General features: G+C 60.2%; 22 protein-coding genes and 1 pseudogene. 12 read left to right on the top strand and 11 right to left on the bottom strand.

Features of this window, described 5'->3' with window-relative positions:
• Window positions 1-3 precede the first annotated feature (3 nt).
• From N7U68_RS14765 to N7U68_RS14740, 6 genes are all read right to left on the bottom strand, one after another.
• Complete coding sequence (locus tag N7U68_RS14765) at window positions 4-1,047, bottom strand: aliphatic amidase (protein WP_165194356.1); 1,044 nt, start codon at window positions 1,045-1,047, stop codon at window positions 4-6.
• Between the two features lie 51 nt (window positions 1,048-1,098).
• Window positions 1,099-1,800 carry an urea ABC transporter ATP-binding subunit UrtE gene (urtE, locus tag N7U68_RS14760; RefSeq protein WP_165194358.1) on the bottom strand — a complete coding sequence of 234 codons (702 nt, stop codon included), beginning with the start codon at window positions 1,798-1,800 and terminating at the stop codon, window positions 1,099-1,101.
• Between the two features lie 3 nt (window positions 1,801-1,803).
• Window positions 1,804-2,532: an urea ABC transporter ATP-binding protein UrtD gene (gene urtD, locus N7U68_RS14755; protein WP_165194359.1), complete on the bottom strand. Its 729-nt coding sequence runs from the start codon at window positions 2,530-2,532 to the stop codon at window positions 1,804-1,806.
• A gap of 2 nt (window positions 2,533-2,534) precedes the next feature.
• Window positions 2,535-3,641 carry an urea ABC transporter permease subunit UrtC gene (urtC, locus tag N7U68_RS14750; protein WP_165194361.1) on the bottom strand — a complete coding sequence of 369 codons (1,107 nt, stop codon included), beginning with the start codon at window positions 3,639-3,641 and terminating at the stop codon, window positions 2,535-2,537.
• Window positions 3,642-3,652: 11 nt separating this feature from the next.
• Window positions 3,653-4,522 (bottom strand): urea ABC transporter permease subunit UrtB, encoded by an 870-nt coding sequence (gene urtB / locus N7U68_RS14745; RefSeq protein ID WP_263047300.1) that lies wholly within the window; start codon window positions 4,520-4,522, stop codon window positions 3,653-3,655.
• A gap of 86 nt (window positions 4,523-4,608) precedes the next feature.
• The gene (locus tag N7U68_RS14740; RefSeq protein WP_263047299.1) at window positions 4,609-5,853 is read right to left on the bottom strand and encodes a transporter substrate-binding domain-containing protein; all 1,245 of its coding nucleotides are present in this window, start codon (window positions 5,851-5,853) and stop codon (window positions 4,609-4,611) included.
• A 329-nt stretch (window positions 5,854-6,182) separates the two neighbouring features.
• Between N7U68_RS14740 and N7U68_RS14735 the strand changes: the two genes are divergently transcribed.
• Window positions 6,183-7,334, top strand: coding sequence for an acyl-CoA dehydrogenase family protein (locus N7U68_RS14735; protein WP_165194366.1), 1,152 nt, complete (start codon window positions 6,183-6,185; stop codon window positions 7,332-7,334).
• Here the strand turns inward: N7U68_RS14735 and N7U68_RS14730 are convergent.
• Window positions 7,328-8,278, bottom strand: coding sequence for an L-threonylcarbamoyladenylate synthase (locus tag N7U68_RS14730; protein WP_165197796.1), 951 nt, complete (start codon window positions 8,276-8,278; stop codon window positions 7,328-7,330). The genes N7U68_RS14735 and N7U68_RS14730 overlap by 7 nt on opposite strands.
• Before the next feature lie 172 nt (window positions 8,279-8,450).
• Between N7U68_RS14730 and N7U68_RS14725 the strand changes: the two genes are divergently transcribed.
• From N7U68_RS14725 to N7U68_RS14705, 5 genes are all read left to right on the top strand, one after another.
• Entirely contained in the window at window positions 8,451-10,166 is a 1,716-nt protein-coding gene (locus N7U68_RS14725) for an acyl-CoA dehydrogenase (protein ID WP_263047298.1), read from the top strand.
• Window positions 10,163-11,209, top strand: coding sequence for an MBL fold metallo-hydrolase (locus tag N7U68_RS14720; protein ID WP_263047297.1), 1,047 nt, complete (start codon window positions 10,163-10,165; stop codon window positions 11,207-11,209). The genes N7U68_RS14725 and N7U68_RS14720 overlap by 4 nt, the downstream gene beginning before the upstream one ends.
• Before the next feature lie 3 nt (window positions 11,210-11,212).
• Complete coding sequence (locus tag N7U68_RS14715) at window positions 11,213-11,668, top strand: DUF6173 family protein (protein ID WP_165194370.1); 456 nt, start codon at window positions 11,213-11,215, stop codon at window positions 11,666-11,668.
• A gap of 92 nt (window positions 11,669-11,760) precedes the next feature.
• Window positions 11,761-11,895, top strand: a complete 135-nt coding sequence (locus tag N7U68_RS14710; protein WP_165194372.1) for an aa3-type cytochrome c oxidase subunit IV — start codon at window positions 11,761-11,763, stop codon at window positions 11,893-11,895.
• 62 nt (window positions 11,896-11,957) lie between these two features.
• The gene (locus tag N7U68_RS14705) at window positions 11,958-12,575 is read left to right on the top strand and encodes a hypothetical protein (protein ID WP_165194374.1); all 618 of its coding nucleotides are present in this window, start codon (window positions 11,958-11,960) and stop codon (window positions 12,573-12,575) included.
• A 144-nt stretch (window positions 12,576-12,719) separates the two neighbouring features.
• Here the strand turns inward: N7U68_RS14705 and N7U68_RS14700 are convergent, their stop codons facing one another.
• Complete coding sequence (locus N7U68_RS14700) at window positions 12,720-14,117, bottom strand: aminotransferase family protein (RefSeq protein ID WP_165194376.1); 1,398 nt, start codon at window positions 14,115-14,117, stop codon at window positions 12,720-12,722.
• Between the two features lie 404 nt (window positions 14,118-14,521).
• On the opposite strand from N7U68_RS14700, the gene N7U68_RS14695 reads away from it, so the two are divergent.
• From N7U68_RS14695 to N7U68_RS14685, 3 genes and pseudogenes are all read left to right on the top strand, one after another.
• A complete protein-coding gene (locus N7U68_RS14695) occupies window positions 14,522-15,514 on the top strand; it encodes a taurine ABC transporter substrate-binding protein (protein ID WP_165194378.1) in 993 nt (330 codons plus the stop codon).
• A gap of 89 nt (window positions 15,515-15,603) precedes the next feature.
• Window positions 15,604-16,413: a taurine ABC transporter ATP-binding protein gene (locus tag N7U68_RS14690; RefSeq protein ID WP_165194380.1), complete on the top strand. Its 810-nt coding sequence runs from the start codon at window positions 15,604-15,606 to the stop codon at window positions 16,411-16,413.
• Window positions 16,410-17,677: pseudogene (locus N7U68_RS14685) on the top strand (ABC transporter permease). Before N7U68_RS14690 ends, N7U68_RS14685 begins: the two are co-directional and overlap by 4 nt.
• 19 nt (window positions 17,678-17,696) lie before the next feature.
• On the opposite strand, the gene N7U68_RS14680 reads toward N7U68_RS14685, so the two are convergent.
• The 3 genes from N7U68_RS14680 to N7U68_RS14670 all read right to left on the bottom strand — a co-directional run bounded on the left by N7U68_RS14680 (window position 17,697) and on the right by N7U68_RS14670 (window position 22,145).
• Window positions 17,697-18,458: a sulfite exporter TauE/SafE family protein gene (locus tag N7U68_RS14680; RefSeq protein ID WP_263047296.1), complete on the bottom strand. Its 762-nt coding sequence runs from the start codon at window positions 18,456-18,458 to the stop codon at window positions 17,697-17,699.
• Window positions 18,459-18,494: 36 nt separating this feature from the next.
• A complete protein-coding gene (locus N7U68_RS14675) occupies window positions 18,495-20,279 on the bottom strand; it encodes an ABC transporter ATP-binding protein (protein WP_165194386.1) in 1,785 nt (594 codons plus the stop codon).
• A gap of 84 nt (window positions 20,280-20,363) precedes the next feature.
• Window positions 20,364-22,145 (bottom strand): serine protease, encoded by a 1,782-nt coding sequence (locus N7U68_RS14670; protein WP_165194388.1) that lies wholly within the window; start codon window positions 22,143-22,145, stop codon window positions 20,364-20,366.
• 163 nt (window positions 22,146-22,308) lie between these two features.
• Between N7U68_RS14670 and N7U68_RS14665 the strand changes: the two genes are divergently transcribed.
• The 3 genes from N7U68_RS14665 (at window position 22,309) to glyS (ending at window position 26,348) form a co-directional block, all read left to right on the top strand.
• On the top strand, window positions 22,309-23,238 hold the full coding sequence (locus tag N7U68_RS14665) for a glycine--tRNA ligase subunit alpha (RefSeq protein ID WP_263047295.1): 930 nt from the start codon (window positions 22,309-22,311) through the stop codon (window positions 23,236-23,238).
• A gap of 88 nt (window positions 23,239-23,326) precedes the next feature.
• Window positions 23,327-23,854 carry a DUF6446 family protein gene (locus tag N7U68_RS14660; protein WP_263047294.1) on the top strand — a complete coding sequence of 176 codons (528 nt, stop codon included), beginning with the start codon at window positions 23,327-23,329 and terminating at the stop codon, window positions 23,852-23,854.
• Between the two features lie 73 nt (window positions 23,855-23,927).
• Window positions 23,928-26,348, top strand: a complete 2,421-nt coding sequence (gene glyS / locus N7U68_RS14655; protein ID WP_263047293.1) for a glycine--tRNA ligase subunit beta — start codon at window positions 23,928-23,930, stop codon at window positions 26,346-26,348.
• The last annotated feature ends 89 nt before the right edge of the window (window positions 26,349-26,437 follow it).

Here is a 26,437-nt window from a genome sequence, read left to right as displayed (position 1 = left end):
TCGTCACCCTGCCTCTTTTTCTTTGGCCCCCGTCGGCAGATTGCCGACCGGGCATTGCGCCGTGCCGACCGTCGAGCGCGTGATCTTCTGCACGTCCTCGCGGGTCTTTTCGGCGTCGTTCACCCAGTTGCGGTAGAACTCGAACGGACAGTCCGGCACACCCAGATCGCCGTCACCAGACGCATGCACGCCCGTGTAACCACGGTGCAGCAGCTTAAAGAGGTGGTTCTGTGACTGGTCATTCGCCCGCGCATCGCGGATCTGCGACACCGACAATTGCGCGTATTGAATGCCCATCTCCTCGGTGCCGCATTCGCCCAGCGTCCGTCCGTCAAAACCGATCAACGACGAGTGCCCAAAGTAGCTGTAAACCCCGTCGAAGCCTGCCGCGTTGGCAACGGCCACGTAGCAGTTATTGGCCCACGCCATCGACTTGGCCATGATGATCTGCTGCTCTTTGGCGGGGTACATATAGCCCTGACAGCGCACCACCAGTTCGGCCCCCTTCATCGCGCAATCACGCCAGATTTCGGGATAGTTGCCGTCATCGCAGATGATCAGGCTGACTTTCATGCCTTTGGGGCCTTCGGCGACAAATGTCTCACCACCCGGACACCAGCCCTCAATCGGACACCATGGCAGGATCTTGCGGTACTTCTGCACGATCTCACCCTTGTTGTTCATCAGGATGAGGGTGTTGTAGGGGTTCTTCTTTGGATGCTCCTCGTGGCGCTCACCGGTAATCGAAAAGACACCCCATGTGTTCGCCTTGCGGCAAGCACGGGCAAAGATCTCGGTCTCGTCGCCGGGGATCGTGGCGGCCGTCTCCATCATCTCGCCGGGATCGTACATGATGCCCTGGGTGCTGTATTCGGGAAAGATCACCAGATCCATGCCCGGCAGCCCCTGTTTCATACCGATGATCATTTCGCCGATCTTCTCGGCGTTTTCCAGCACCTCTGCCTTGGTGTGCAGACGTGGCATTTTATAGTTTACGACCGCAACACCGACGGTATCGTCACTGCTTGAAATATCTCCATGTCTCATTTCCTGTCCTTTCCTGTTGACGGGGTTGGTATTGGTGAATGGTTTCGTGGTTCAGAACGTCAGATGTTCCTCTACGACAGCATCTGTCAGTTCGGCCGAGGTGCCCCCCAGCACGACGCGCCCCTTGTCGAGCACAAGGAACCGGTCCGAGGCGGCCCGCGCGAATGGCACATTCTGTTCGACCAGAATGATGCCGAGGCCACGCTCGCGGTTCAGCTGGATGATCGCATCCTCGATCTGCTTGACGATGTTCGGCTGGATGCCTTCGGTCGGCTCGTCCAGCATCAGGATTTTCGGGTCCATCGCCAGCGCGCGGGCAATCGCCAGTTGCTGCTGTTGCCCGCCCGACAGATCGCCGCCCTTGCGAGAAATAAAGTCGCGCAAGATCGGAAACATATCGAACAGATAGTCGGGGATTTCGCGCTTGCCGTCGGCCCGCGCAAAGGTGCCCATCAGGATATTTTCGCGCACGGTAAAGCGCGGAATGATCTCGCGGCCCTGCGGGATGTAGCCGATGCCCTGCAATGCCCGTTGTGGCGTGCTGCACTTCAGCAGATCCGAACCGCCGAACTGCAAATCCCCTTTGCAACTGTCGGTCAGTCCCATGATGCTTTTCAGCAGGGTCGTCTTGCCCACCCCATTGCGGCCCAGCACCGACAGGAATTCCCCCGGTTTCAGGTCAAAAGAAACCCCCTGCAACACAGGGCTCTTGCCATAGAACGAATAAAGGTTGTTCGCGCTCAGGTTTTCCATTGTTCAGTGCCCCAGATACGCGGTCTTGACCGCTTCGTTCGCTTCGATTTCCTCGATCGACCCTTCGGCCAGCTTCGCGCCCTGATCCATCACGATGATCCGGTCCGCCACGGTGCGGACAAAGGACATGTCGTGCTCGACCACGATCAGCGTGTGATTGGCGCTGAGAGAGCGAAAGATTTTGGCCGTGCGGTCGGTTTCCTGAATCGTCATCCCGGCGGTCGGCTCGTCCATCAGGATCAGGCGGCTGTTCTGCGCGATCAGCATGGCGATCTCCAGCCACTGGGTCTCACCGTGCGACAGATACCCGGCAGGCTCGGACATCTTGTCTGCCAGCCCGACCAGATCCAGTATTTCGCGCATCTTTTTGCTTCGGCGAACCGCTGGCGTGGTCAGGGCGTGCCAGATACCCGGTTTCATGGATTGTGCGACCGACAGGTTCTCTGCGACGCTCAGTTCCTTGTAGACCGATGGCACCTGAAACTTGCGACCAATGCCCAGCCGGGCGCGCCGGAATTCCAGCATTTGCGAAATCTCGGTATCCTGAAACCGGATCGACCCACCCGTTGGCTGCGTTTTGCCGCAGATCAGGTCCAGCGTGGTCGACTTGCCCGCCCCGTTTGGCCCCAATAGGCACAGGATTTCGCCCTGTTCGACATCGAAATCCATTCCATCCACGGCGCGCAGGCCGCCGAATGTCACATGCAGATCTCTGACTTGAAGCTGTGCCATGATCAGCTCTCCTGCTTTCGGCTGAGGGAATTGTCATAAGAAGGGTCTTCGACGGGTTCCGCCGGTCCACCCCGACGGCGCAGCGCGCGCCCCGCATCGACGATGACGCCGTAAATGCCACGCGGCATGAACATCACCACCAGCAGGAACATCAGCCCCAGCATCATGTGCCAGCCTTCAACAAAGACATCCGACAGACGCCCTTCGGCAAGGTTCACAAGGATCGCACCCATCGCTGCGGCCAGCACGGATTCGCGCCCGCCGACAGCACACCAGATGACGATGGCCAGACTGAACGACACGCTCATATAGGTCGGGGATGCAAACTCCAGCACCAGCGCATAGAGCATCCCCGCCCACCCGGCGAGCGCCGCCGAGATGCAGAAGATTACCGTCTGGTAGGTGGCCACGTTGTAGCCAAAGTATCGTGTGCGTTCCACATCATCGCGGATCGCCCGCAGGATCAGCCCGAACTTGCTGTGTGTCAGGTACAGACCGAATGTCAGCGCCACCATCAGGCAGATGCCGACCAAGTAGTAGAACGACACGCTATAGATATCGATGGTCCAGCCGAACAATGTCAGCTGCGCCAGCCCGGTCAGCCCGTTCTGCCCGCCGGTAAATCCCTGCTGCTCAACCACAAGCAATTGGAATGCGACGAGGAACGCCAGCGTGATCACCGCGACGAACACACCCGCGATGCGCGCCCGGAACATGAATATGGCGATCAGCCCGCCCACCGCTGCCGGGATCAACAGACCCGCCAGCAGGGTAAAGGTCAGCGAATGAAAGGGCAGCCAAAGGGTCGGCAGCGTGTCAACATTGTTCCATCCCATGAAATCCGGCAGATTATCTCCGCTGGCCTTCAGCTTCAGGTGCATGGCCATCGCGTAGGATCCCATGCCAAAGGTCGCCGCCTGCCCGAGGTTCAGCAGTCCCGCCGTCCCCCATGACAAGGCGAGGGCCATCGACACGATTGCTAGGCTCAGATAGCGCGCGAATGTGTTCAGTTCATACCCGTCATAGCCAAAGAATGCGGGCACACCGAACAGGACCACAGCAGCAAAGAGGCCGAGTCCGATGATGTCATATGATAGTTTGGAGTTCATTATCCGGCTCCTCAGCGGCGTGTATCAGCAGGGAATAGGCCGCGAGGCCGGTATCGGATCAGCAGGATAATCCCCGCCAGAACGGCAATCCGCCCCAGCGTGTCGTTGATCACGATCGAAAACAGCGCAGTCACCTCACCAATCAGCAATGCTGCCGCTGCGGTGCCCATCAGGCTTCCCAGCCCGCCAACAATCACCACCAGGAATGCATCCACGACCAGACCTGTGCCCATCGTGGGGATCGTGCTGAAGAGCGGCGTAATCAGCGCGCCCGCGATCCCGGCCAACCCCGCACCATAGGCAAAGGTGACGGAATAGACTTTCTTGGCCTCGATCCCGTAGCATTCGGAAATGCCCCGGTTCTGTATGACCGCGCGCAGCTTCATCCCGAATTCGGTTCGCGTCATCAGCATCCATGTGCCCGCCAGCACGACCAGCGAAAAGAAGATCACGAACAATCGATAGTTGGACATTACCAGACTGCCGATCTCGATATTGCCCGATAGCCACTCTGGCCCACGCACGAACCGCGATTCCGCACCGACGCCCAGCCGCACCGCCTGTTGCAGGATGATCCCGATGCCCCATGTCGCCAGAATGGTATCCAATGGCCGGGTATAGAGCCGCTGAACGATCACCTTTTCGATCACCCAACCCGCCGCCGCGACAGCCAGAAAAACCAGTGGTAACGCCGTCACCACGCCCAGCCCCGCATAGGTTTGCAATGCCCATGTGGCATAGGCCCCGAGCATCACAAACTCGCCATGCGCCAGATTGATGACACCCATCGTGCCGTAGATGATGGCCAGACCCAGGGCGATGATCAGCAAAATCGAAGCGAAGCTCACCCCCGCAAAGATCTGGTTAAAGACTACGTCCATCGGACAGTTTCCTCCTATGGTCCGGCTCGGGGTACGAGCCGGACACTGTTGGTTTCGAAATGTTCAGAGAGATCCCGCGCGAACGCTCAGGACTTGACCAGACCCGCCCCGGTGCATTCCTGCCCCGGATAGGCCGCATAGGGCTTCGGCTCGAACCGTTTGTCGGACTGCACGATAACCTTGGCCTGCCCGTCGGACTGCCACTGGCCGATCTTGGGCCACAGGTGCGTGTGCAGATTCTCATCGATCAGGATTTCGCCCTGTGGGGCCATCATTGTCATCCCGACTGCGGCATCGCGGATACCTGTCGGCGTGATGTTGGACGGATCAAGCTTCTCCAGTGCAGCCTTGAACTGGTACACTTGGAAATACGCCGCTTCGCTGACAAAGTGCGTCACCTCATCAGCGCCAAAGCGCGCTTTGTAAGCCTCGACAAACTTCTCGTTCTCAGCCGATTCGTGCCCCATGAAATAAGGCGCAGATGAGAAGTGGCCTGCTGCCGCCTCACCACCGATGGCTTTCACTTCAACTTCAGAGCGCGTCAGGCTGCAAACGGGCAGTTTCGCCGGATCCAGCTCTGCCGCGTGGTACTGACGGGCAAAAGCAACATCCGAGTCCCCGACGAGGGTCGAGAAGATCACATCCGGCTCTTCCGCACGGATACGGTTGATGACCGAGCTGAAATCGGAATGGCCCATTGGCACATATTCCTCATGCACCACCTCGCCATCGAGGACTTTCAGCAATGTCTTGCAGTAGTTGTTCTCTTCTTTCGGATAGACGTAGTTATTGCCCACCATGTAGAAGCGCGAGCCGAAATTCTCCGCCAGCCAAGGGATCAGAATATCCTGCTGCTGATTGGCCAATGCGCCGCCATACATGATGTTGCGCGAGCATTCACGCCCTTCATATAGCGTTGGATACCAATAGAGGTTGTTCCGCTGCTCTGCGATTGGCAGAACCGCCTGCCGGCTGGATGACGTGTACGAGCCAAAGACGCTGACGCATTTATCACGGATCATCAGACGCCGCGCACGGTCGGCATAGGTCGCGGGATCGGATGCCGGGTCTTCGATGATCGGGCGCAGTTGCTTGCCATGCACACCGCCTGCCGCGTTGATCTCCTCGATCGCCATCAGGGCTGCATCGTGCAGCGTATGTTCGACCACAGCCACGGCCCCGGTCAGCGAGAATAGCAATCCCACCGGAATATCATCACCTGCGGCATAGGCGCGGCTCACGCCACTCAACAAAGCTGGTGCCGACAAACCACCCGCCAGCCCCAGTGTACTGGCAGCACCAGCGCGGCCTAAAAACTCTCTTCTCTTCATTGATTTTCTCCCCCTGTTAATTTTGTTTCACTTGGTCAAAACGCAAAAAAATAGCCCTCGACCGCAGTAGAAACTGCGATTGAGAGCTATTTTGCTCGGTAAATTCGTGAGAGCTCGCATTTGAGCTCGAACTAATCGTTCACAAATTCCGTATTTTTTGCAAGAAAATTATTCCGTGACTATTCAGCAAGTTACAAACTTGTTCACACGCTTAGATAGAATGCCCCTGACCCGCCATAAGTTCCGGCTATGCCCGTGATCGCTCTGGCGGTCTGCTCTATCCGTCGGCCACCTGCTATGGTCGCGCAAAATTTGGATCGGAGTGGACGATGATCGAACAACACCAGGACATCCGCGATGCCGTCGCGAAACTGTGCGAGGGGTTTCCCGGCGCATATTGGCGCGAGATAGACCGCTCCCGCGCCTATCCGTCTGATTTTGTCGACGCACTGACCGAACAGGGTTATCTCAGCGCGCTCATCCCCGAAGAATACGGCGGCATCGGGCTGACCCTGTCTGCCGGGACCGCGATCCTAGAGGAAATTCACCGCGCGGGCTGCAACGCCGCCGCCTGTCATGCGCAGATGTACACAATGGGCACCCTGCTAAGACACGGAAACGACAAACAAAAACAGCAGTATTTGCCGGGGATCGCCGACGGCTCGTTGCGACTTCAGGCCTTTGGCGTAACCGAACCGGGCAGCGGCACCAACACCCCCGCGATCAAGACCACCGCCCGCCGGGATGGCGACAGATACATCATCAACGGACAGAAAATCTGGACCTCACGTGCCGAATATTCCGACCTGATGATCCTGCTGGCCCGCACCACGCCGTTGGATCAGTGCCAGAAGAAGACCGACGGCCTGTCGGTCTTTATCCTCGACATGAACGAGGCCCGGCAAAATGGCCTGCGTATTTCGCCCATCCGCACGATGATGAACCACGCCACCTGCGAGGTGTTCTTCGACAATGTCGAAGTGCCGGCAGAAAACCTGATCGGCACCGAGGGCAAGGGGTTCGGCTATATCATGTCTGGCATGAACGCCGAGCGTATCCTGATCGCGTCTGAATGTATCGGCGACGCCAAATGGCTGATTGATAAATCCTCTGCCTATGCGTCAGAGCGCGAGGTGTTCGGTCGCCCGATCGGGCAGAATCAGGGAATATCCTTCCCCATCGCACAGGCCTACGCGCGGATGCGCGCCGCCGAGTTGATGGTGCAGGATGCCGTGCGGCTCTACGAGGCGGGCCACAATCCGGGTGCCGAGGCCAACATGGCCAAGATGCTGGCAGCAGAGGCCAGTTGGGAAGCCGCAGAAGCCGCCGTACAAACCCACGGTGGTTTCGGCTTCGCCGAGGAATACGATATCGAACGCAAATTCCGCGAAACCCGACTTTATCAGGTTGCACCGATTTCGACCAACCTGATTCTGTCCTACCTCGCCGAACACGTGTTGAAGATGCCGCGCAGTTACTGACCGGATGACGGCGCTCCGCGTGGTGCCGCCGCGCGGCGCAGGCGATCATTGATCGCACGCCCCAGCCCGTGATCCGGGATCGGCGCGACGGCAATACCTGTCACCCCGCTCGCGTCCAACGCATGCAGCACCTCAAACAGCCGTGCCGCCGCTTCAGTCAGATCGCCCGACGCGGACAGGGTGGTATCCCCCACCACATCCGGCCCGAACCCTACCAGCACTTCGCCCGCCTGCGCCCGTTGCGCGTTCAGCCGAACCCCCGCACGCGGCGCATAGTGCGAGGCCAGTTGCCCCGGCGCGGTCAACGGCGCACCCGATACCGGCGCGGCCAATGGCATGCCCAGCGCCGCCTCGACCGCTTCGGCAGGCAGTCCGCCGGGGCGCAGCAACGTGGGCATATCGCCCAAACCAACGATCGTAGATTCCACCCCCACCGGACAGGCACCGCCATCGACGATACCCGCGATGCGCCCGTCCAGTCCCGCCAGCACATGCGCGGCCTGCGTCGGGCTGATGCGTCCCGATGGGTTGGCCGACGGCGCGGCAATCGGCCCGCCGAATGCCGCCAGCAGCGCGGCCCCCACCGGATGATCGGGCGCACGCAGCGCAACACTCGGCTGGCCTGCGCTGACCAGCGGACTTAGCCCGCTACCTGCGCGCAAGGGCAAAACCAGCGTCAGCGGGCCGGGCCAGAACGCGGCAGCCAGCCGGTCGGCCATATCACTCCATTCTGCATAGATCTGCGCGGCGTTCGCATCCGCCACATGCACGATCAACGGGTTGAATTGGGGCCGATCCTTGGCCGCAAAAATCCGCGCCACCGCCGCGCCGTTCCGCGCATCCGCGCCCAGACCGTAAACCGTTTCGGTCGGGAACGCGATCAGCGCCCCCTGATCCAGCAGTGCTGCGGCTTGGGCTATACCCGCCGCATCCGCAGTCAACATGCGTGTTTCCAGATCGGTCTCGGCCAAGTCGGTACGTCCTTATCACCCGTGACGCGGCGTTCTGCTTGATGGTGCATCCCGGCGCGATACGCTAAGTCGATATGAAACCGTGATTATCGCGCACACGCGTCAATGCCAAGCAGCACGCCACGCGCAGGTAAGGAGATGCCAGATGCCCTATCGCGCCCCAGTCGACGACTATCAGTTCCTGTTCGAACACATTGTCGGCCTGTCCAAGGTCACCGAAACCGACCGCTTTGCCGAGGCGACGCCAGACATGACCGCCGCCATCCTGACAGAAGCAGGCCGCATGTGCGAGGACGTGCTTGCCCCGCTTCAGCGCCCCGGCGACCTGCATCCGGCACATTTGGAAAACGGCATCGTGCGCACCAGCCCGGGATATGCCGAGGGCTACAAGGCCATCGCCGACGGCGGATGGGTGTCGATTAGCGCCAGTCCCGAATATGGCGGCATGGGCCTGCCGATGACCGTGACGACCGCAGTGAACGAAATGATGAGCGCCGCCTGCCTGTCGCTCCAGCTAAATCCGCTGATGACTCAGGGCCAGATCGAGGCACTGGACCACCACGCCAGCGACGAGATCAAGGCGCTTTATCTGCCCAAACTGGTCAGCGGCGAATGGTCCGGCACCATGAACCTGACCGAATCGCAGGCAGGCAGCGATGTCGGTGCCTTGCGCACCAAGGCAGAGGACAACGGCGATGGAACCTATGCCATCACCGGGCAAAAGATTTTTATCAGTTGGGGCGATAACGATTTTACCGAAAACGTCTGCCACCTTGTGCTGGCCCGTCTGCCCGACGGTGCGCTGGGCACCAAGGGGATCAGCCTCTTTCTGGTGCCAAAGATCATCCCCAACGCCGACGGCACACTGGGCGAACATAACAGCCTCAAGGTCGTCTCACTTGAACACAAGGTTGGCCTGCACGGCAGCCCGACTGCGGTGATGCAATATGACGGCGCGACCGGCTGGCTGGTCGGCGAGCCTCAGGGCGGTATGCGCGCCATGTTCACCATGATGAACAACGCCCGCCTCGGTGTCGGCGGTCAGGGCATCGGCGCGGCCGAGGGCGCATATCAGCAGGCGCTGAACTACGCGCTGGAGCGCAAACAGGGCCGCAGCATGATCGAGGGCGGCACCGGCACGATCGTCGATCACGCAGACGTGCGGCGGATGCTGCTGACAATGAAGGCGGACATTTTTGCCGCGCGCGCCATTGCGCTCAGCTGTGCTGTGGCAATCGACATGCAGACTGCCGAACAGGGCAGCGAATGGGCCGCCCGCGCCGCCCTGCTGACCCCCATCGCCAAGGCCTTCGGCACGATGACCGGCAGCACGGTCGCTGACATGGGTGTGCAGGTCCATGGCGGCATGGGTTATATCGAGGAAACCGGCGCCGCGCAGTTCGCCCGCGATGTCCGCGTGACCGAAATCTACGAGGGCGCCAACGGCATTCAGGCAATGGATCTGGTCGCGCGCAAGATGATGGATGGTGGCGCGGCGGCCTTTGCCCTGCTGGACGAAATCGACGCCGCCGCCAACGCGGCGCAGGACAGCCTGCCCGATCTGGCCACCCCCGTGGCGGATGCTGCGCGCGCACTACGCGAAACAGTCGAATGGCTGGTGACGCAGGAGGACATGAACGACCGCTTTGCCGGTGCCGTTCCGTTCCTGCGTGGTTTCGCACGGGTTCTGGGCGGATATTTCCACCTGACTGCGGCGCAGACCGATCCCGACGGCGCACATGCCAAGCTGGCGCATTTCTATATCACCCGCATGTTGCCGGAATATACCGGCGCGCTGGCCCATGCACGCGCCGGGGCGGCGGGCCTCTACGCGCTCACAGTTGACGACCTGAGCCGATGAAGGACGCGGCACCCGGCGGACTGCGTTACCCGTGGTCCGAACCACCCGCAGAGGGTGAGGCAGTGCAGGTCGCCCCCGGCATCCTGTGGATGCGTCTGCCACTGCCGATGGTGCTGGATCACGTCAACATCTACGCGCTGGACGACGGCGACAGCTGGACCATCGTCGATACCGGCATGCACTCCCGCCGCTCTGTCGGCATATGGGAGGCCCTGCTTGAAGGCCCATTGCAGGGACGCCCGGTAGGCCGCGTGATCCTGACGCATCACCACCCCGATCACGTTGGCATGGTCGGCTGGTTGATGGAGCGCTTCGGCGCGGAACTCGTCACCACACGCACGGCATGGCTGATGGCACGCATGCTGATCCTCGATGTCGAAGAACGCCCGACACCGCAGGCACTGGACTTCTGGCGCAGCGCCGGAATGGACGAGGCGGTGTTTGCCGAACGCAAGGATGCGCGCCCCTATAATTTCGCCGACACCTGCGTGCCGCTACCCATTGGCTACACACGGGTCAAGCAAGGCGATACGCTGACCGTCGGCGGGCGTGACTGGGATGTTCATATCGGCAACGGCCATGCCCCCGAACACCTGACCCTGTGGAGCCGCGAGGACGATCTGGTAATCGCAGGCGATCAGATCATTTCGTCCATCAGCCCCAATCTGGGCGTTTATCCGACCGAACCCGACGCTGATCCGGTCGCGGACTGGCTAGAGGCCTGCGCCCGGTTTGCCGCACTCGCCACGCCTGACCATCTGGTTCTCAGCGGCCACAAACTGCCCTTTACCGGGCTTCCCACCCGCATGCGCCAACTGATCGACAATCACCACGGCGCGCTGACCAGACTAGAGGCACACCTGTCCACGCCACGTACTGCGGCAGAATGCTTTGCCTCGCTCTTTAAACGCAAAATTGATCACGGTACCTATGGCTTGGCCCTTGTCGAAGCCGTTGCACATCTCAATCATCTGTATCAGGCTGGGCGCATTAACCGTACACGCCGTGCGGACGGCGCATGGCTGTGGCAAAGTAAGGGGTAAACATTGGACAATCAGATCATGACCTCGGCAGAGGTTGAAGAGGCCGCAGCCCTACCGCGCTGCCACGAGGTACACACCGATCCCGACACCCCCAATGCAGCAGCGGGCGCACCCGCCACGCTCGGCAAAAAGCCCGTCGAACAGAAAAGCCCGGCACAATGGGCCTATGAGCGGCTGATTCTCTATATCCAGAACTTTGAAAAGACTCTGGATAGCGAACACGAGGTCGCGATGGGCTTTACCGGTGGCGACGCAGGTATTCTGCGGATCGAGGGAATGGGCTATTTCGACCCCGACATCGTGACCTTCTACGGCAGTGATCCGGCAGGCGGCAAAACCCAGCTTGTGCAGCATGTCGGCCAGCTCAGCGTGCTCTTGCGTGCCGTGCCCAAGCCCGAGCCAGCAGCCGAAGCAACCCGCATCGGATTTCGCCTCGCGGCCGATCTGGACAAGGCATGACCACCGCGCCCGATCCCGGCTTTGGGCGTGACAGGCGCTTGCAAATCCGCTAAGCACCAACCGAATTCGAGACGAAAAGGACACGAAATCACATGGCAGAGCACAAGCACGGCGAAATGAACATCGACGTACAGGAAAAAACCTTTGAGGGGTTCATCACCGCATCGGCACGCGTTGCGATGGTTTCCATCGCCGCCCTGATCTTCATGGCGCTGGTCAACAGCTAATCCGCCCCGACAGCGGTTCGCGCGCCAAAGATATGACGCCGCCGACCTGACAGGAGAGTCTCATGCGTTTCTGGATAGTCGCACTCTGCGCCTTGTTCACCCTTAGCGGTTGTGCTGGCGAACGGGTCTGGGCCACCGACGAAGAAGTGTCGAAAGCCGCCTACCACTTTGACGGCCCGACGCGCCTGACACTCTACACCATGATCAACAACCGCACCGGAAACGGCGCGCACACGTCGCTGATGATCAATGGCAACCAACGGGTGATCTGGGATCCGGCCGGATCGTTCAAACATGAAACGATCCCCGAACGTAACGACGTGCTCTATGGGATCACGCCGCCCGTTGCGGACGTCTACACCCGTTACCACGCGCGCAAGACATACCACGTAAAAATCCAGACCCTCGACGTCAGCCCCGAAATGGCCCAGCGCGCGATCGCATTGGCGCAGAACTACGGTGCCGTGCCCGCCGCACAATGCGCCAAGAGTACATCCGAGATCATGGCACAGCTTTTTCCGGGCAAGATCACGCCCGGCTGGTATCCAAAGAAGCTGGCAGAACAATTCGCGCGCATTCCCGGCGTGAAAGAGCGGACGCTGCACGAATATGACGACGACGACAATTCCAAGGTTCTGGCCGAATGGGATCCGAACAAGTGGAAAAACACGGCGTATTGATCCGCCGCTGATCACACCACAGCATAGAAAAAGCCCCGGATAACCTCCGGGGCTTTTTTTGATTTCAGCGCCTGCAATCTCTGCAACCGGCCCTGCTGACCTCCCACCCCGTGCCACGTTTGCATAGGGTGGAAGGGGTCAATGTTAGCCGAACACTTTGGTCAGTGCGTTGCTGGTCGCGCTGATGATCTCGTCAACGTCGTCCTTGGTAACGATCAACGCGGGCGAATAGCACAGCGTATTGTTGAAGCCGGGGATCGAACGGTTTGTCATGCCGATCACCACGCCTTGCGCCATACAGTCGCCTACGACCGCCGCTGCCATCTTCTCGTCCACCGGTTCTTTGCTGGCGCGGTCTGTCACCAGTTCCGCCCCCAGAAACAGACCCTTGCCGCGCACATTGCCGATCACTTCATGCTTGTCCGCCAGCGCGTGCAACTGGTCCAGCATGTAGTCGCCCATCTTGATCGTGTTGCCCAGCAAATCCTCTTCTTCGATGATCGCCATGTTTTCCAGAGCCGCTGCCGGACCGGCCGTGCAGCCGCCAAAGGTGGAAATATCGCGGAAGTAGTTCATCGGATCAGTGCTGTCGTCGCGGAACATCTCGAACACCCGCTCGTTGGTCACGCAGCACGCAATCGCGGCATAGCCAGACGCGACCCCCTTGGCCATCGTCACGAAATCAGGCTCGACTCCGTAATGCTGATATCCGAACCACGTGCCGGTACGACCCACACCGCAAACCACTTCGTCGATATGCAGCAGGATGTCATACTTGCGGCAGATTTCCTGCACGCGCGGCCAGTAGCCCTCGGGCGGGGTGATCACGCCACCACCCGCCGTTACCGGCTCTAGGCACAGTGCGCCGATGGTCTCGGGCCCTTCTGCCAGAATGACCTCTTCGATCGCGTTGGCCGCAGCCACGCCGTACTCTTCGCCGCTCAGGTCCCATTGCGCGCGGTATTCCATGCAATGCGGCACCCGGACGAAACCGGGGGCAAAAGGACCGTACTGCGCGTTGCGCTCGTCCTGCCCGCCCGCCGACATCGCGGCAAGGGTGGAACCGTGATAGTCCCGGTCACGGTAAAGTATCTTGTACTTCTTGCCGCCGTACCGCTTGTGCGCGATCTGGCGAACCATCTTGAACGCCTTCTCATTCGCCTCCGAGCCCGAGTTGGTATAATAAACCCGGCTCATCCCCGGCATTTTCGAGATCAGCTTTTCCGAGAATAATGCGCCGGGGATCGACCCGGTGGAACCGGCAAAATATGGCAGCTTGATCAGTTGGTCACGCACCGCGTTGGCGATCCGTTCGCGACCATAACCGACGTTAACGGTCCAAACACCACCAGAGACGGCATCAAGATGTTCTTTGCCTTTCTGATCCCAGACGCGCATTCCCTTGCCTTCGACGATGATGCGAGGATCGGCCTTGGGGTCGTCGCCCGTCCAGGGCGCGTGCTGAATCAGATGGTGCCAGACATGCGCACGGTCGGCGTCGACGACCTTTTCGATGTCATTGTCCAGAAATTTGCCGTCCATGTCTTTCCTCCATCAGATTGCGACCCGGCACACCTTCATGCGGCGCGGGCCATCGGTCTCAATAATCATCGGTTTGAGTGCTATACCATCCCTGACTGCGCCTAAGCGATAGGGCCAGATAAAAGCAACATTATAGCCAATTCGGCCTCCCGGCTTTTGATGTTCGAAAAATGACACCGTAAGTCTCAGATATTTCGCCACTTTGCCAGAAATGTCTTTTCGGCGTTCCGAAAAGGCCAGCGTCGAGCAGCATAAAATCATTGATCGGCACCGCATTTTCCGTTCGGATAGCCTCCGAAGAGACCACCAGTACCTAATCTCTGGCGGATTCTTGTGAGGAATCACCGCGCAAGACGGGACCTCACAGCTTGTCCAAGCAACCAACCAACGGGAGACTACTTCAAATGAAACTAAGAACCAAAATCATGTCCGCCGTCGCTGCCACCGCCGTACTGTCCGGGGCAAATGCGGCCAGCGCGGACATCACCGTGGGCTATTTTCTGGAATGGCCCATGCCTTTCCAATACGCCAAGTCCACGGGCATGTATGACGAGGCCCTCGGCACGACCGTCAACTGGCGCGCATTTGGTGCAGGCACGGAAATGTCGGCGGCAATGGCCTCAGGCGACGTGCAAATCTCGGTCAGTCAGGGTGTGCCGCCCTTCGTCGTCGCGGCCTCCAGCGGTCAGGATCTGCAAATTGTCGACGTAGCTGTCAGCTATGCCGAGAACGACAACTGCGTCGTGGCCGAGGCATTGGAAATTGACAAGGACAGCGCCGGAGAACTCGCCGGCAAGAAAGTCGCCGTACCGCTCGGAACAGCTGCCCATTACGGATATCTTAAACAGATGAGCCACTTTGGCGTCGATATCGCCAGCATGGAAATCGTGAACATGAACCCGCCCGAAGGTGCCGCCGCCCTCGCACAGGGCGCGGTCGACATGTTCTGCGGCTGGGGCGGTAGCCTGCGCCGCGCGCTTGAGCATGGCAATGTGCTGCTGACCGGCGCAGAAAAGGAAGAACTGGGCATTCTGGTCTTTGACGTCACCTCGGTGCCCGCGGCCTATGCGGCAGAAAATGCCGAGCAACTGGCCACTTTCCTCGCCGTAACGGCCAAAGCGAACGACATGTGGAACAGCGGCGAACACACCGACGAGATGCTGCCCGTGATCGCCAAAGACGCTGGCATGGACCCGGACGCCACCAAAGCGACCATCGACACATTCGTATTCCCGTCACGTGATGAGCAACTTACCGAAAAATGGCTCGGTGGTGGCGCGCAGGAGTTCATGAAAGGCGTGGCAGACGTGTTCGTTGAGGCAGGCAGCATCGACGCGGCGCTGGACACCTATGATGACGCGGTCAACGTCGAGCCCCTCAAAGCCGCAGGCATGTAACCGCAGCGGCTTTCTGACTTCGGGCCCGGAGCAATCGCTCCGGGTCCGTTTTCCCTTGACGAGAATCAAGAAAAATAAGGGGGCGGGGCATGTCCACGTTGAACATCGAACACCTGTCGATGCGCTTTGATCTACCGAATGGCAGCCATGTGCAGGCTTTGCAGGACGTATCGCTAGAGCTGAAAACCGGCGAATTGATGAGCGTGCTGGGGCCATCGGGCTGCGGCAAAACCACATTGCTGAACATCGTCGCGGGTTTTCTGGCACCGACCGAGGGCAAGATCGTGCTGAACGGCAAAACCGTACAGGGCCCGGACGCCGAACGCGGCATGGTCTTCCAACAGGGCGCGCTCTTTGAATGGATGAGCGTGCGCGACAACGTCAGCTTTGGCCCCCGCATGAAAGGTATGCGCCGGGCGGAATACGCGGCCAATGTCGATCACTTGCTAGAGATCGTCGGCCTGCGCGATTTCAAGGAGAAATCAGTCTACGAACTTTCCGGCGGCATGCAGCAGCGCGTCGCGCTCGCACGGTGCCTTGCCAACGACCCTGACGTGATCCTGATGGACGAACCCTTGGGCGCGCTCGACGCACTGACGCGCGAGAAAATGCAGGGGCTTGTGCTGAAACTCTGGAAAGAAACCGGCAAGACCATCATCCTCATCACCCACTCCGTCGAAGAGGCGCTGCTGTTGGGCGAACGGCTGCTGGTCATGGCCCCGCGCCCCGGTCGCATCCACAAGGAGTACCGCTTGCCCTTTGCCGACATGGGCGTGGGTCAGGACCTGCGAGAGGTGAAAAAACACCCGGAATTCAACGAGAAAAGAGAAGAAATCCTGTCGATGATCTGGGATATGGAAGAAGAGATCATGGGCCGCGCCGAGGAGGCAAACGCATGATTATCCTGATCATCTATATCGCCGTTTTCGCCCTGTCCTTCTTCATCGTCCGCAAGGTCGTCAAGACGATGATGCAAAGCCGCGCTGACTTTACCTCGCTCAAGACCGTGACATTCGGGGACGAAAGCGCCGTGCGTCCCGACCGCTGGGCCAGCGTGATTTCAGTGGTGACAATCTTTCTGCTCTGGGGCGCGTTCACCGGCTCAAAATGGGTCCCGATCCACGCCCCCGGCCCCTTTGTCGGCGACAGTGAATTCACCTACACGGTCGAGGCAGCCGACGGCAGCCGTGACGACGCCACCGTTTATGCGCGCGTATTCAAAGTGGGAGAAGAAGTCGCCGAACGCGAAGTTGAACCCGGCGATGGCTTTGCCAAGAACGACAGCGTGACCGTCGGTGCGTGGCGCTCCACCCTTATCCGGGTTGACCGCAATGACGACATCACCCGCAAGGACGGCGCAAACGTGGTCGCGGTCGATGGCAAGCCCATCGCACCGGGTGGTGAGGTGTTCGTAGACGCCGGACGCATTGCCATGACGGCCAAAGGATCGCTGAACTTCGCCCCCCCACCGGCATGCAGATGGAGCCGATCTGGCTGCCCCCACCAGAGGACGTGGTAGCCCGTATCGGGGAAATCTCGCGCACGGGCTATCAGAACTTTACCTTGTGGGAACACCTCTACTGGTCACTCTTTCGCGTGATCGTGGGCTTTGCCTTGGGCGCGCTGGTCGGCATCCCTCTGGGCTATGCCATGGGGCTCAGCGACTGGTTCCGCGGCTGGTTCGATCCAATTGTCGAATTCATGCGCCCGGTGCCACCCTTGGCCCTGATTCCGCTGGTAATCATCTGGGCGGGCATCGGCGAGAGCGGCAAGATCATCCTGCTCTTCCTCGCCGCGCTGTGGATTATGACCATCTCGGCGCGCGCGGGCGTATCGGGTGTGGCCATCTCCAAGGTCCACGCCGCCTATTCCCTGGGGGCCAGCAAATGGCAACTGATGCGCTACGTGATCGTCCCCAATAGCCTGCCAGAGATATTCACCGGCGCACGTGTCGCGATGGGCGTCTGCTGGGGCACAGTGGTCGCCGCCGAACTGGTCGCGGCGGAAAAGGGTGCCGGCATGATGATCATGGTCGCCTCGCGGTTCCAGCTAACCGACATCGTGATCATGGGTATCATCCTGATCGGCATCATCGGCTACGGCATCGACATCCTGATGCGCAAGGCAGAGGATTGGCTGGTCCCATGGAAGGGTCGGGTCTGAAACTATTGCTGCGTGCGATTCAGATCGCGCGCAGCGTCAGGCTGATCCCCATCGCCACCAGCATGATCAACACCCCGATGCGGAATGCGTCGGGGGACAGCCGGTCGCGCACACGCCCGCCAATCGCCACACCCGCAAAAGCGACACCAACCCCCATCACCGACAAAACGAGGGCAGCAAAGGTAAATATCCCCAGCCGTTGCAGCCCGATGGCCATGATGATGCTGGACAGGGTAAATGAACAGTTCATCGCCTGAATGAAAACCGCACGGTCTAGCTTGAGCGCCATCAGGTAGGGCAAGGAAGGTATCACCTGCGATCCGGTGACGCCATTCACGATCCCCGTCAGAAAACCGCTCAGCGGTGCCAGACGCCGCGCCGGGCCGGGGGCGAGCGCAACACCCGGTTTGGCGAGGGAAAAGAGGCTCCACAGGACCAGAACCACCCCCAGTAGCGCGCCGGCCAGCCGCCCATCAATACGGGCCAGCATCCATAACCCGATCAGCAATCCCGGCACCGTCGCCAGCAACATCGGCCAGAACCGCCGCACTGTCGCGCTGAATTTCCCGGCCTGCACCATCACAAGGATGTTCGCGGCCACCGACGGAATGATCACCAGCGGCAGCGCCTCCTTCAGTCCGACCGCCACGGCGAGGAACGGCAGGCACATCGTCGAAAAGCCAAGCCCGGTCACGCCCTTCGCCGCCCCGGCAAAAAGATAGGTGGCAAACACCGCCGCGATCTGCCCGGCAGAATAGGCACTCGTCAGATCGCTCAGCATAGTTCCGCCCCGGCCAGAGAATCGTGCGTGTTGAACCTAGCGCCCGTCATACCCCTGCTTTTGCGCCTTGTAGAGCTGCGCATACAGCCCGTTTTCATCCAGCAATTCGGCATGCTTGCCGCTCTCTACCAGCTTGCCTGCCTCCAGCACGAAAATCCGGTCCGCATCCGCGATGGACGACAGCCGGTGGGCCACGACAATCGTCGTCTTGCCGCGTGTCAGCCGGTCCAACGCGGATTTTATCCGCTCCTCTGTTGCCTGATCCAGCGCCGATGTGGCCTCGTCCAGCAGCAGGATCGGCGCATCGCGCAGGAACGCCCGCGCAATCGCAATCCGCTGTTTCTGCCCCCCCGACAACTGCGCCCCCTTGGGGCCGACCGAGGCATCGCCCCGACGGCGGATCAGTTCGGCGATCTCAGCATTTTCGGCCGCTTGCCAGATCTCGGCTTCGCTGGCCTCGGGTTTGACGTAGCGGATATTTTCCCAGATCGAGTTGTTGAAAATCACGATATCCTGCGCCACCACTGAATAGGCCCCGCGCAGCGCCTTTAACCGCAGCCCATCGATCGGCTGCTCGCCGATGGTGATCTGCCCGCCCTGCGCATTATAAAGCCGCGACAGCAGCGATAGAATCGTCGTCTTGCCCGACCCGGTAGAGCCGACAATCGCCGACACTTGCCCGCCCTTGAATGTCAGGTTCAGCCCGTCAAACAGTGGCTGATCGGCACTGTAAGCGAATGTCACATCGTCGAACGCAATATCGCCACGCGTGTCAAACTCCTCGACCGCGTCCGCGGCGTCCGTGATTGTCGGCACCTCGTCATACAGCCCGCGAATACGGTCCAGCAGCACCATGTTGGCCTGCAACCCGCCAAAGAACAGCGCCAGCAGCCGGGCCGGATCGAACACCATGACCATGCCCAGCAGGAACATGATGATCCCGGCCCCATCCACGTCGAAATCGGGGCTCAGCACCATGTAGCCGCCACCGCCGATGACCAGCACATAAACAAAGGCCGAGCTGAGGTCGATCGACGGCATCACCAGCGCCTGCGTGATCTGCACCCGGTTCATCAGGTCGCGAATGTGCCCGGTGCCCTTCAGCAGACGTTTGGCCTCCACATCTTCCTGACTGGCGATCTTGACGGTGCGCATCCCGTTCACCGTCTCCTCAATCCCGTTCATGTAGTCGGCCAGTTCGGTCTCGGCCTGTCCTTGGGTGATCTTGACCCGGTCAGAGACGAAATTCATCACCCAGATGATGAACGGCAGCACCACCACCGCCGTGCCAAACAGGATCGGGTTCTTGTAGATCAGATAGCCCGACACGATGATCACCGTGATCGCGTCGCGCAGGGCATTGGCCACCGCCTGCCCGATGAACACACCCAGCAACTGCGTCTGCGTCACCAGCCGCTGTATGATCTCGCCCGACTTTGTCCGCTCGAAATACGCCAGATCAAGCGACATCATGTGGTCGATCAGATCGCGTCGCATCTGGAAAATCGCGTCGTTGCTGACCCAGACCGTAACCCGCGGCACCAGATAGGACATCAGCCCGCGAACCGCGAAGAGAAAGAAGACCACGCCGCAAACCTGCACCAGATCCCCCACGGTGCCACTGTCGAAAATCACCCGCAGACCATCCTCGGTCATCGCCAGAAACTGCTGATAAACCACGCCCTGCGCGAGGATCATCAGCAACACCAGCAACAGCCAAGGCAGCTTTTGTCGCAGATAGCGCGACCACAGCCAGCGCAGATTGGCACGGTCCCGCTCGGTATATAGCGGTGCGCGTTCGGGTCGCCGGGGTTTGCTCATGGTCAGGTATCCGTCGGTTGCGGGTGCGTTCCGCCCGACTTAGCGCGTTCCGGCACCGAGGTCATCCCGCAATGGGACCCGGCCCTATTCCCAACAGCTGACCAGCACGGTCATGCCATTGGCCCGGTCGGTCAGCTCGGCAGGCGCAATGGCACCCGCGCCGTTCGTAACGGACACCCGAACGCCTGCATCTTTCAACACCTGACCAACCGCCCCGGCATCCGCGGCAAAGCTGACACCGTCCGGCAATTGCCGCCCGCCGCTCTTGCGCGGCAGCAACATGCCCAGCACCGCACCGCCAGTGTCAAAGACCGGACCGCCCGCGTCACCGTCCAGCGCGGCCAACTCCAGTCGGCTCAGATCCTCTTCCCCGTTCAGACCACGCAGTTCCGCGACCTCGCCATAGGTCAGCGACGGCGCACCCAGCACCCCACCGTAGGAAAAACCAGCCACAGCCACGTCTGATTTCAGGCGCGGCGCAACCTCTAGAAAGTTCGCGACATTCATCGGAGCCAGTGCATCCTTTGGACGCAGCACGACAATGCCCAGCGCAGTGTTCTGCGCCGCGATCTCTGCCTCGTACTCATCCTCGATCGTGATGTGCCCACAACTCTGAACAACCTCGGTTGTGGTGATCACGGTGCCGCGCGTATCAACATAAAAACCGGTCCGTGACAGGACAGGTTTACGAATCTCCAACCCGGAAATCAGGTCAATGCTCTGCGCGTCATTATATCCCTCGGCAGGGTCCAACACCCCGTCGATCCGGGCAAAGCTCTGCTGCATCTCGCCCAGTATCCGCGTCCGACGCTCTTCGTCCCCAGCAGGCCAGATCAGGCTAAAGCCCTTGATTTGACCGTTCTTCAGCGTCGCCTCTGTATGCGAGATCATCGTCGCGCTTTCACCGATAAGGGTGAAACTGTTGTTGTCACGCTCTCTCGGACCGTCCAGCGGGACGATCCGCAGCGTCTGCATGATGTCATACAGACCAAAGAGCGTGTCCTGATTGCCCTCCTGACTGATCATTAGAACGCTTGCAGGGATATCGCCGGTGGCCTCGAAATGGGCAAAGGGCGGCTCGTATTTGGTGAATTGCACGACACCCGTGGGCACGATCATCTCGATCCCCATCTGCGGGTCGCTGACCATCGCCAGCCCCATCCCGTCCAGAACAGCATTATACTGCCCCAACAGTTGCGCGCGTTGCTTGGTGGTCAGAACGCCGGTCGGCTCATGCCCGTTCTCGGTCTGCCATGCGGCCATTGACCGGCGCGTGCCACCGCCGAATGCGGCGTCGATCCGTCCGGCATAATGCCCACCCCATTTCAGCGCGACCTGTAGCGCCGCCCGCTCTTCCCGGTTCAGGCGGCTTTCACCGGCGCGCGCCTCACGCGGGGTTTCGTCCACTTCTTCGGGTTCTGGCAGCGGCTCGACCGCGACACTCTCGGTCGTCGCGGCATCGTCCTGTGGGTCTGGTTCGGCAGTGTCGGCCGGCACGACCGCCTGTGCTGCGGCCAACTGATCCTCGCCAATCGGCCAGATCTGGCGTTCGAAATCATCGGCATCGGCAATATAGCTGTCACGCGGGATGCGACCCTGCGACCGCAATGTGGACAGGATACGTTGCGCATCGTCAGGCGCATAAGGCCCCAGCGCGATACCATACCAACCCGAGCCCAGATAAAACCCGTTGACGTCCCGCAACTCGCTCGCGCGGCGTTGAAGCCCCTCGTTGATCGCATTCAGATTGGGCTGCGCCTCGATCTGAACCCAGACATTTGCCTGACCAGAGGAAGATTGCTGCGCATGCCCCGTTTGAACTGCCAGAATTAGCACACATACCGCCGCCAGAAATGTCCGTACCATAGATGTAATTACCCTTACCTGTCGCATTTCGGTTTGATTTCAGAAAGTTTTATCAAATCTGCGCAATGATGCATCTAAAATATGCGTTCCGGGCCGATTGACCCTCGTTCTGCCGCACCGTAGGTAGAACCGGCTATTTTTTGGACAAGTCCCGAGGGCAGTCATGTCGGATACCGGAACCACCCCCCGCAGCTTTCAGGAGATCATCCTGCGCCTGCAATCCTACTGGGCCACGCAGGGCTGTGCGGTCCTGCAACCCTACGACATGGAAGTGGGGGCCGGTACGTTTCACCCTGCCACCACACTGCGTTCGCTCGGCACGACCCCGTGGGCCGCAGCTTATGTTCAGCCATCCCGCCGCCCCACCGACGGGCGCTATGGTGACAGCCCCAACCGCTGGCAGCATTATTACCAGTATCAGGTCATCATCAAACCCAGCCCGCCGGATCTTCAGGCACTCTATCTCGGCTCGCTCAAGGCGATCGGGATCGATATGGACCTGCACGACATCCGCTTTGTCGAGGATGACTGGGAAAGCCCGACATTGGGCGCATGGGGTCTAGGCTGGGAGGTCTGGTGCGATGGGATGGAAGTCAGCCAGTTTACCTACTTCCAGCAGGTCGGCGGGCACGACTGCACGCCTGTCTCGGGTGAATTGACGTATGGTCTCGAACGACTGGCGATGTACGTGCTCGGCTTTGACGATGGTAACAAAATGCCGTTCAACGATCCCGCCGCCCCGATCCCGCTGACCTATGGCGATGTCTTTCAGGAGGCCGAGGCACAATATGCCCGCTGGAACTTTGACGTGGCCGACACCGACATGCTGCTGCAGCACTTCCTCGATGCCGAGGCCGAATGCGCCCGCATTCTGGACGCGCCAGAGATGGATCCGAAAACAGGCCGACGCATCATCATGGCCCTGCCCGCCTATGATCAATGCATCAAGGCCAGCCATATCTTTAACCTGCTCGACGCGCGCGGCGTGATCTCGGTGACGGAACGCCAAGCCTATATCGGCCGCGTGCGGACTTTGGCCAAAAAATGCGCCGATGCGTTCGTACTGACCGAAGCCGGTGGATGGGCGGCATGACCCCACACCGCTCCAGCGCGCCGCACCGACGCAATACCGACGTGATACCGACACGCTACCGACGTGCCGTAATCGGGATTTCCGGCTGATGGGAAAAATCCTTGCCACTGCCATTGTCGCCTGCGCGCTCATCGCCGGGGCGGCGATGTATTACCTTCAGGTCTATGCCTTTTATGACGAGGTCGCGGCGGATGGCCGTACCGACGTGCAGATCACCTCGCTGATCACTGGCGTGCCGGAACCCGTGCTTTATGATGGCTTCCACGCCATCGACGCCAGCAGTTCTCCGATCCGTTACCGCGCCTGTTTCACCACCTCGATGAGCCACCCGATGCTGACCGAAACCTTTGTTTTATATGACAAAGCCGAGCCTCTGGTCGCGCCCAACTGGTTCGACTGCTTTGACGCCAAGGCCTTGGGCGCCGCACTGGAAGAGGGCCGCGCACTGGCCTTTCTGGGCACCGAAAACATCGAATACGGCATCGACCGGATCGTGGCGATCGACGAGGATGGGCGCGGCTGGGTCTGGCACCAGATCAACCGTTGCGGCGCAATCGTGTTTGATGGCCAGCGCGCACCCGATGACTGCCCACCGCCGCCCGCCTCGACCTACTGACGCCCACTGGACCCCACCCCGCCTTGCCGCTATCCACCCTTCACACCCCTTACCCAACCGGACCTGACGCGCCATGCCTGATCTGCTGATCGAACTGTTTTCCGAAGAAATTCCCGCGCGCATGCAATCACGCGCGGCAGACGACCTGCGCGCACGGGTGACGGACGGGCTGGTTGAGGCCGGGCTGACTTACGCGGGGGCTGCTGCGTTTTCTACGCCCCGCCGTCTGACCTTGACCGTGCAGGGCCTGCTGGCGGCGTCGCCCACCACCCATGAAGAACGCAAAGGCCCGCGGACCGATGCACCGGACAAGGCTATCGAGGGCTTTTTGCGCGGGGCCGGTGTCGCCCGCGACGCACTAGAGGTTCGGGACGAGAAAAAGGGCCAAGTATACTTTGCGCGCATTACCAAACCCGGTCGCCCGGCCGAGGTGATCGTGGCCGAAGTTCTGGAAGGTGTCATTCGCAACTTTCCGTGGCCCAAATCCATGCGCTGGGGGGCTGGCAGCCTGCGTTGGGTGCGTCCGTTGCATTCGATCCTGTGCATCCTGACCGACGACGCGGGCGAGACATCCGTCGTACCGATGGACGTGGACGGGATCCCGACCGGCAACACAACCCAAGGTCATCGTTTCATGGCTCCCGGCACGATCAAAGTGTCCTCGTTCGACCAGTACCAAAGCGCGTTGAAGGCGCATCACGTCATCCTAGACCCCACCGAGCGGGCCGAAGCGATATGGCAGGACGCCACCAATCAGGCATTTGCCGCCGGGCTGGAAGTGGTCGATGATCGCGGATTGCTGGCCGAGGTAGCCGGACTGGTGGAATGGCCCGTTGTGCTGATGGGCGAGATTGGCGCAGATTTTCTAGACCTGCCGCCCGAGGTGCTGCAAACCTCGATGAAAGAGCACCAGAAGTTCTTTTCCGTACGGAACCCCCGTACGAACCGCATTGAACGGTTTATCACTGTCGCCAACCGCGAGACCGCCGATAACGGCGCGACCATTTTGGCTGGCAATCAAAAGGTGCTGTCGGCACGTCTGGCAGATGCCAAATTCTTCTGGGAGAATGACCTGCGCATTGCCGAGGCTGGTGGTCAGAAATGGCTCGATGCTCTCAGCAACGTCACCTTCCATAACAAACTCGGCTCACAGGCCGAACGGATCAACCGTATCGCCGCACTAGCCCGCGAGGTCGCCCCCGCCGTGGGGGCCGACCCCGATCTGGCCGAACAGGCCGCCCGCTGGGCCAAGGCCGATCTGTCATCCGAAATGGTCTATGAATTCCCAGAATTACAGGGGCTTATGGGCCTCTACTACGCCGAGGCGGCAGGCATGCCCGTCGAAGTCGCCGCCGCCGCAGAGGAGCATTACTCGCCGCTGGGGCCAAGCGATGATGTGCCCACCGCGCCGGTCTCCGTCGCCGTGGCGCTGGCGGATAAGCTGGACCTGCTGACCGGGTTCTGGGCGATTGATGAGAAACCGACTGGTAGCAAGGACCCGTTTGCGTTGAGGCGTGCGGCGTTGGGAGTTATTCGGTTGGTGGTAGAGAATGAGCGAAAGATCGAGTTATCCGCGATATTGCAGCAGGCGTATATAAAGGTTCTTGCGTCACAAGACTTTACGCATTTGCAAGTCTTGAATGATTATCGGACGGGTATGGGTCCTGAGCACAAAGGTGCGCTCGCCGCCACAGAGTCACTTTTGGGACAGGCCGCGATTCTAGGGTTTGCGGAGGAGCCAAATGCGGTACGTGATGCGCTAGAAAAGCTGCTCGAAGAATTCAAGAAATCTGAGAATTGGGCCGGAGTCGACGATGTTGTAGATCACTTGTTCGATCGCTTACTTCAAAGAGTTCGTAGCTTTCAGTTTTTGTATGTTGACGCGCCCGAATGGGGTTACTCGGAAGCTGACGACGCCGAGCGTTTGAAGATGTTGTCAGAAATCCAGCCATCCTTCGACCGCATGGTTGCTGACCTCCTTGCCTTCTTCCACGACCGCCTCAAAGTCTACCTGAAGGACCAAGGCATCCGCCATGACGTGATCGACGCCTGCGTGGCCATGCCCGGCAATGACGACCTCGCCCTGCTGGTCAAACGCGCCACCGCCCTCAGCAATTTCCTGAAAACCGACGATGGCGAAAACCTGTTGCAGGGCTTCAAACGCGCCAACAACATCCTGACCCAAGCCGAGGAAAAGGATGGCGTCGAATACTCTTACGGGGCCGACGTCAAATTTGCCGAGACGGACGAGGAACGCGCGCTGTTCGCCGCGCTGGACACCCAAGGCCCGGTCATCACCGATGCGCTGGCATCCGAGGATTTCGCCGCAGCCATGTCCGCAATGGCCACCCTTCGCACGCCGATTGATGCGTTTTTCGAGGCCGTGCAGGTCAACACCGACAACTCTGTTGTGCGCCGCAACCGTCTGAACCTGCTCAGCCGTATCCGCAACACCTGCCTCGACGCCGCAGACCTCACCCGCATCGAAGGGTAACACCGTAGGCCGGGCTTTAGCCCGGCACACGCCATGAGGGCAAAGTGCCGAGCGGTGCCCCGGCACACGCACAGCACCCTTGCCATAGC

This window comes from Roseovarius pelagicus, from assembly GCF_025639885.1.
Taxonomy (GTDB): Bacteria; Pseudomonadota; Alphaproteobacteria; order Rhodobacterales; family Rhodobacteraceae; genus Roseovarius; species Roseovarius pelagicus.
Note: the sequence above shows the minus strand (reverse complement) of the source record. Positions and strands in the feature narration are given on the sequence as shown.

Bases quoted from the DNA above. Each gene is read 5' to 3' on its own strand.
- N7U68_RS14675 (WP_165194386.1), bottom strand. From the start codon at position 20,279: ATGAGCAAACCCCGGCGACCCGAACGCGCACCGCTATATACCGAGCGG.
- N7U68_RS14670 (WP_165194388.1), bottom strand. From the start codon at position 22,145: ATGGTACGGACATTTCTGGCGGCGGTATGTGTGCTAATTCTGGCAGTT.
- glyS (WP_263047293.1), top strand. From the start codon at position 23,928: ATGCCTGATCTGCTGATCGAACTGTTTTCCGAAGAAATTCCCGCGCGC.
- N7U68_RS14705 (WP_165194374.1), top strand. From the start codon at position 11,958: ATGCGTTTCTGGATAGTCGCACTCTGCGCCTTGTTCACCCTTAGCGGT.
- N7U68_RS14700 (WP_165194376.1), bottom strand. From the start codon at position 14,117: ATGGACGGCAAATTTCTGGACAATGACATCGAAAAGGTCGTCGACGCC.
- urtC (WP_165194361.1), bottom strand. From the start codon at position 3,641: ATGAACTCCAAACTATCATATGACATCATCGGACTCGGCCTCTTTGCT.
- N7U68_RS14695 (WP_165194378.1), top strand. From the start codon at position 14,522: ATGAAACTAAGAACCAAAATCATGTCCGCCGTCGCTGCCACCGCCGTA.
- N7U68_RS14730 (WP_165197796.1), bottom strand. From the start codon at position 8,278: ATGTTGACTGCGGATGCGGCGGGTATAGCCCAAGCCGCAGCACTGCTG.
- N7U68_RS14720 (WP_263047297.1), top strand. From the start codon at position 10,163: ATGAAGGACGCGGCACCCGGCGGACTGCGTTACCCGTGGTCCGAACCA.
- N7U68_RS14710 (WP_165194372.1), top strand. From the start codon at position 11,761: ATGGCAGAGCACAAGCACGGCGAAATGAACATCGACGTACAGGAAAAA.
- N7U68_RS14665 (WP_263047295.1), top strand. From the start codon at position 22,309: ATGTCGGATACCGGAACCACCCCCCGCAGCTTTCAGGAGATCATCCTG.
- N7U68_RS14735 (WP_165194366.1), top strand. From the start codon at position 6,183: ATGATCGAACAACACCAGGACATCCGCGATGCCGTCGCGAAACTGTGC.
- N7U68_RS14740 (WP_263047299.1), bottom strand. From the start codon at position 5,853: ATGAAGAGAAGAGAGTTTTTAGGCCGCGCTGGTGCTGCCAGTACACTG.
- urtD (WP_165194359.1), bottom strand. From the start codon at position 2,532: ATGGCACAGCTTCAAGTCAGAGATCTGCATGTGACATTCGGCGGCCTG.
- N7U68_RS14690 (WP_165194380.1), top strand. From the start codon at position 15,604: ATGTCCACGTTGAACATCGAACACCTGTCGATGCGCTTTGATCTACCG.
- N7U68_RS14680 (WP_263047296.1), bottom strand. From the start codon at position 18,458: ATGCTGAGCGATCTGACGAGTGCCTATTCTGCCGGGCAGATCGCGGCG.
- urtB (WP_263047300.1), bottom strand. From the start codon at position 4,522: ATGGACGTAGTCTTTAACCAGATCTTTGCGGGGGTGAGCTTCGCTTCG.
- N7U68_RS14765 (WP_165194356.1), bottom strand. From the start codon at position 1,047: ATGAGACATGGAGATATTTCAAGCAGTGACGATACCGTCGGTGTTGCG.
- N7U68_RS14725 (WP_263047298.1), top strand. From the start codon at position 8,451: ATGCCCTATCGCGCCCCAGTCGACGACTATCAGTTCCTGTTCGAACAC.
- N7U68_RS14660 (WP_263047294.1), top strand. From the start codon at position 23,327: ATGGGAAAAATCCTTGCCACTGCCATTGTCGCCTGCGCGCTCATCGCC.
- urtE (WP_165194358.1), bottom strand. From the start codon at position 1,800: ATGGAAAACCTGAGCGCGAACAACCTTTATTCGTTCTATGGCAAGAGC.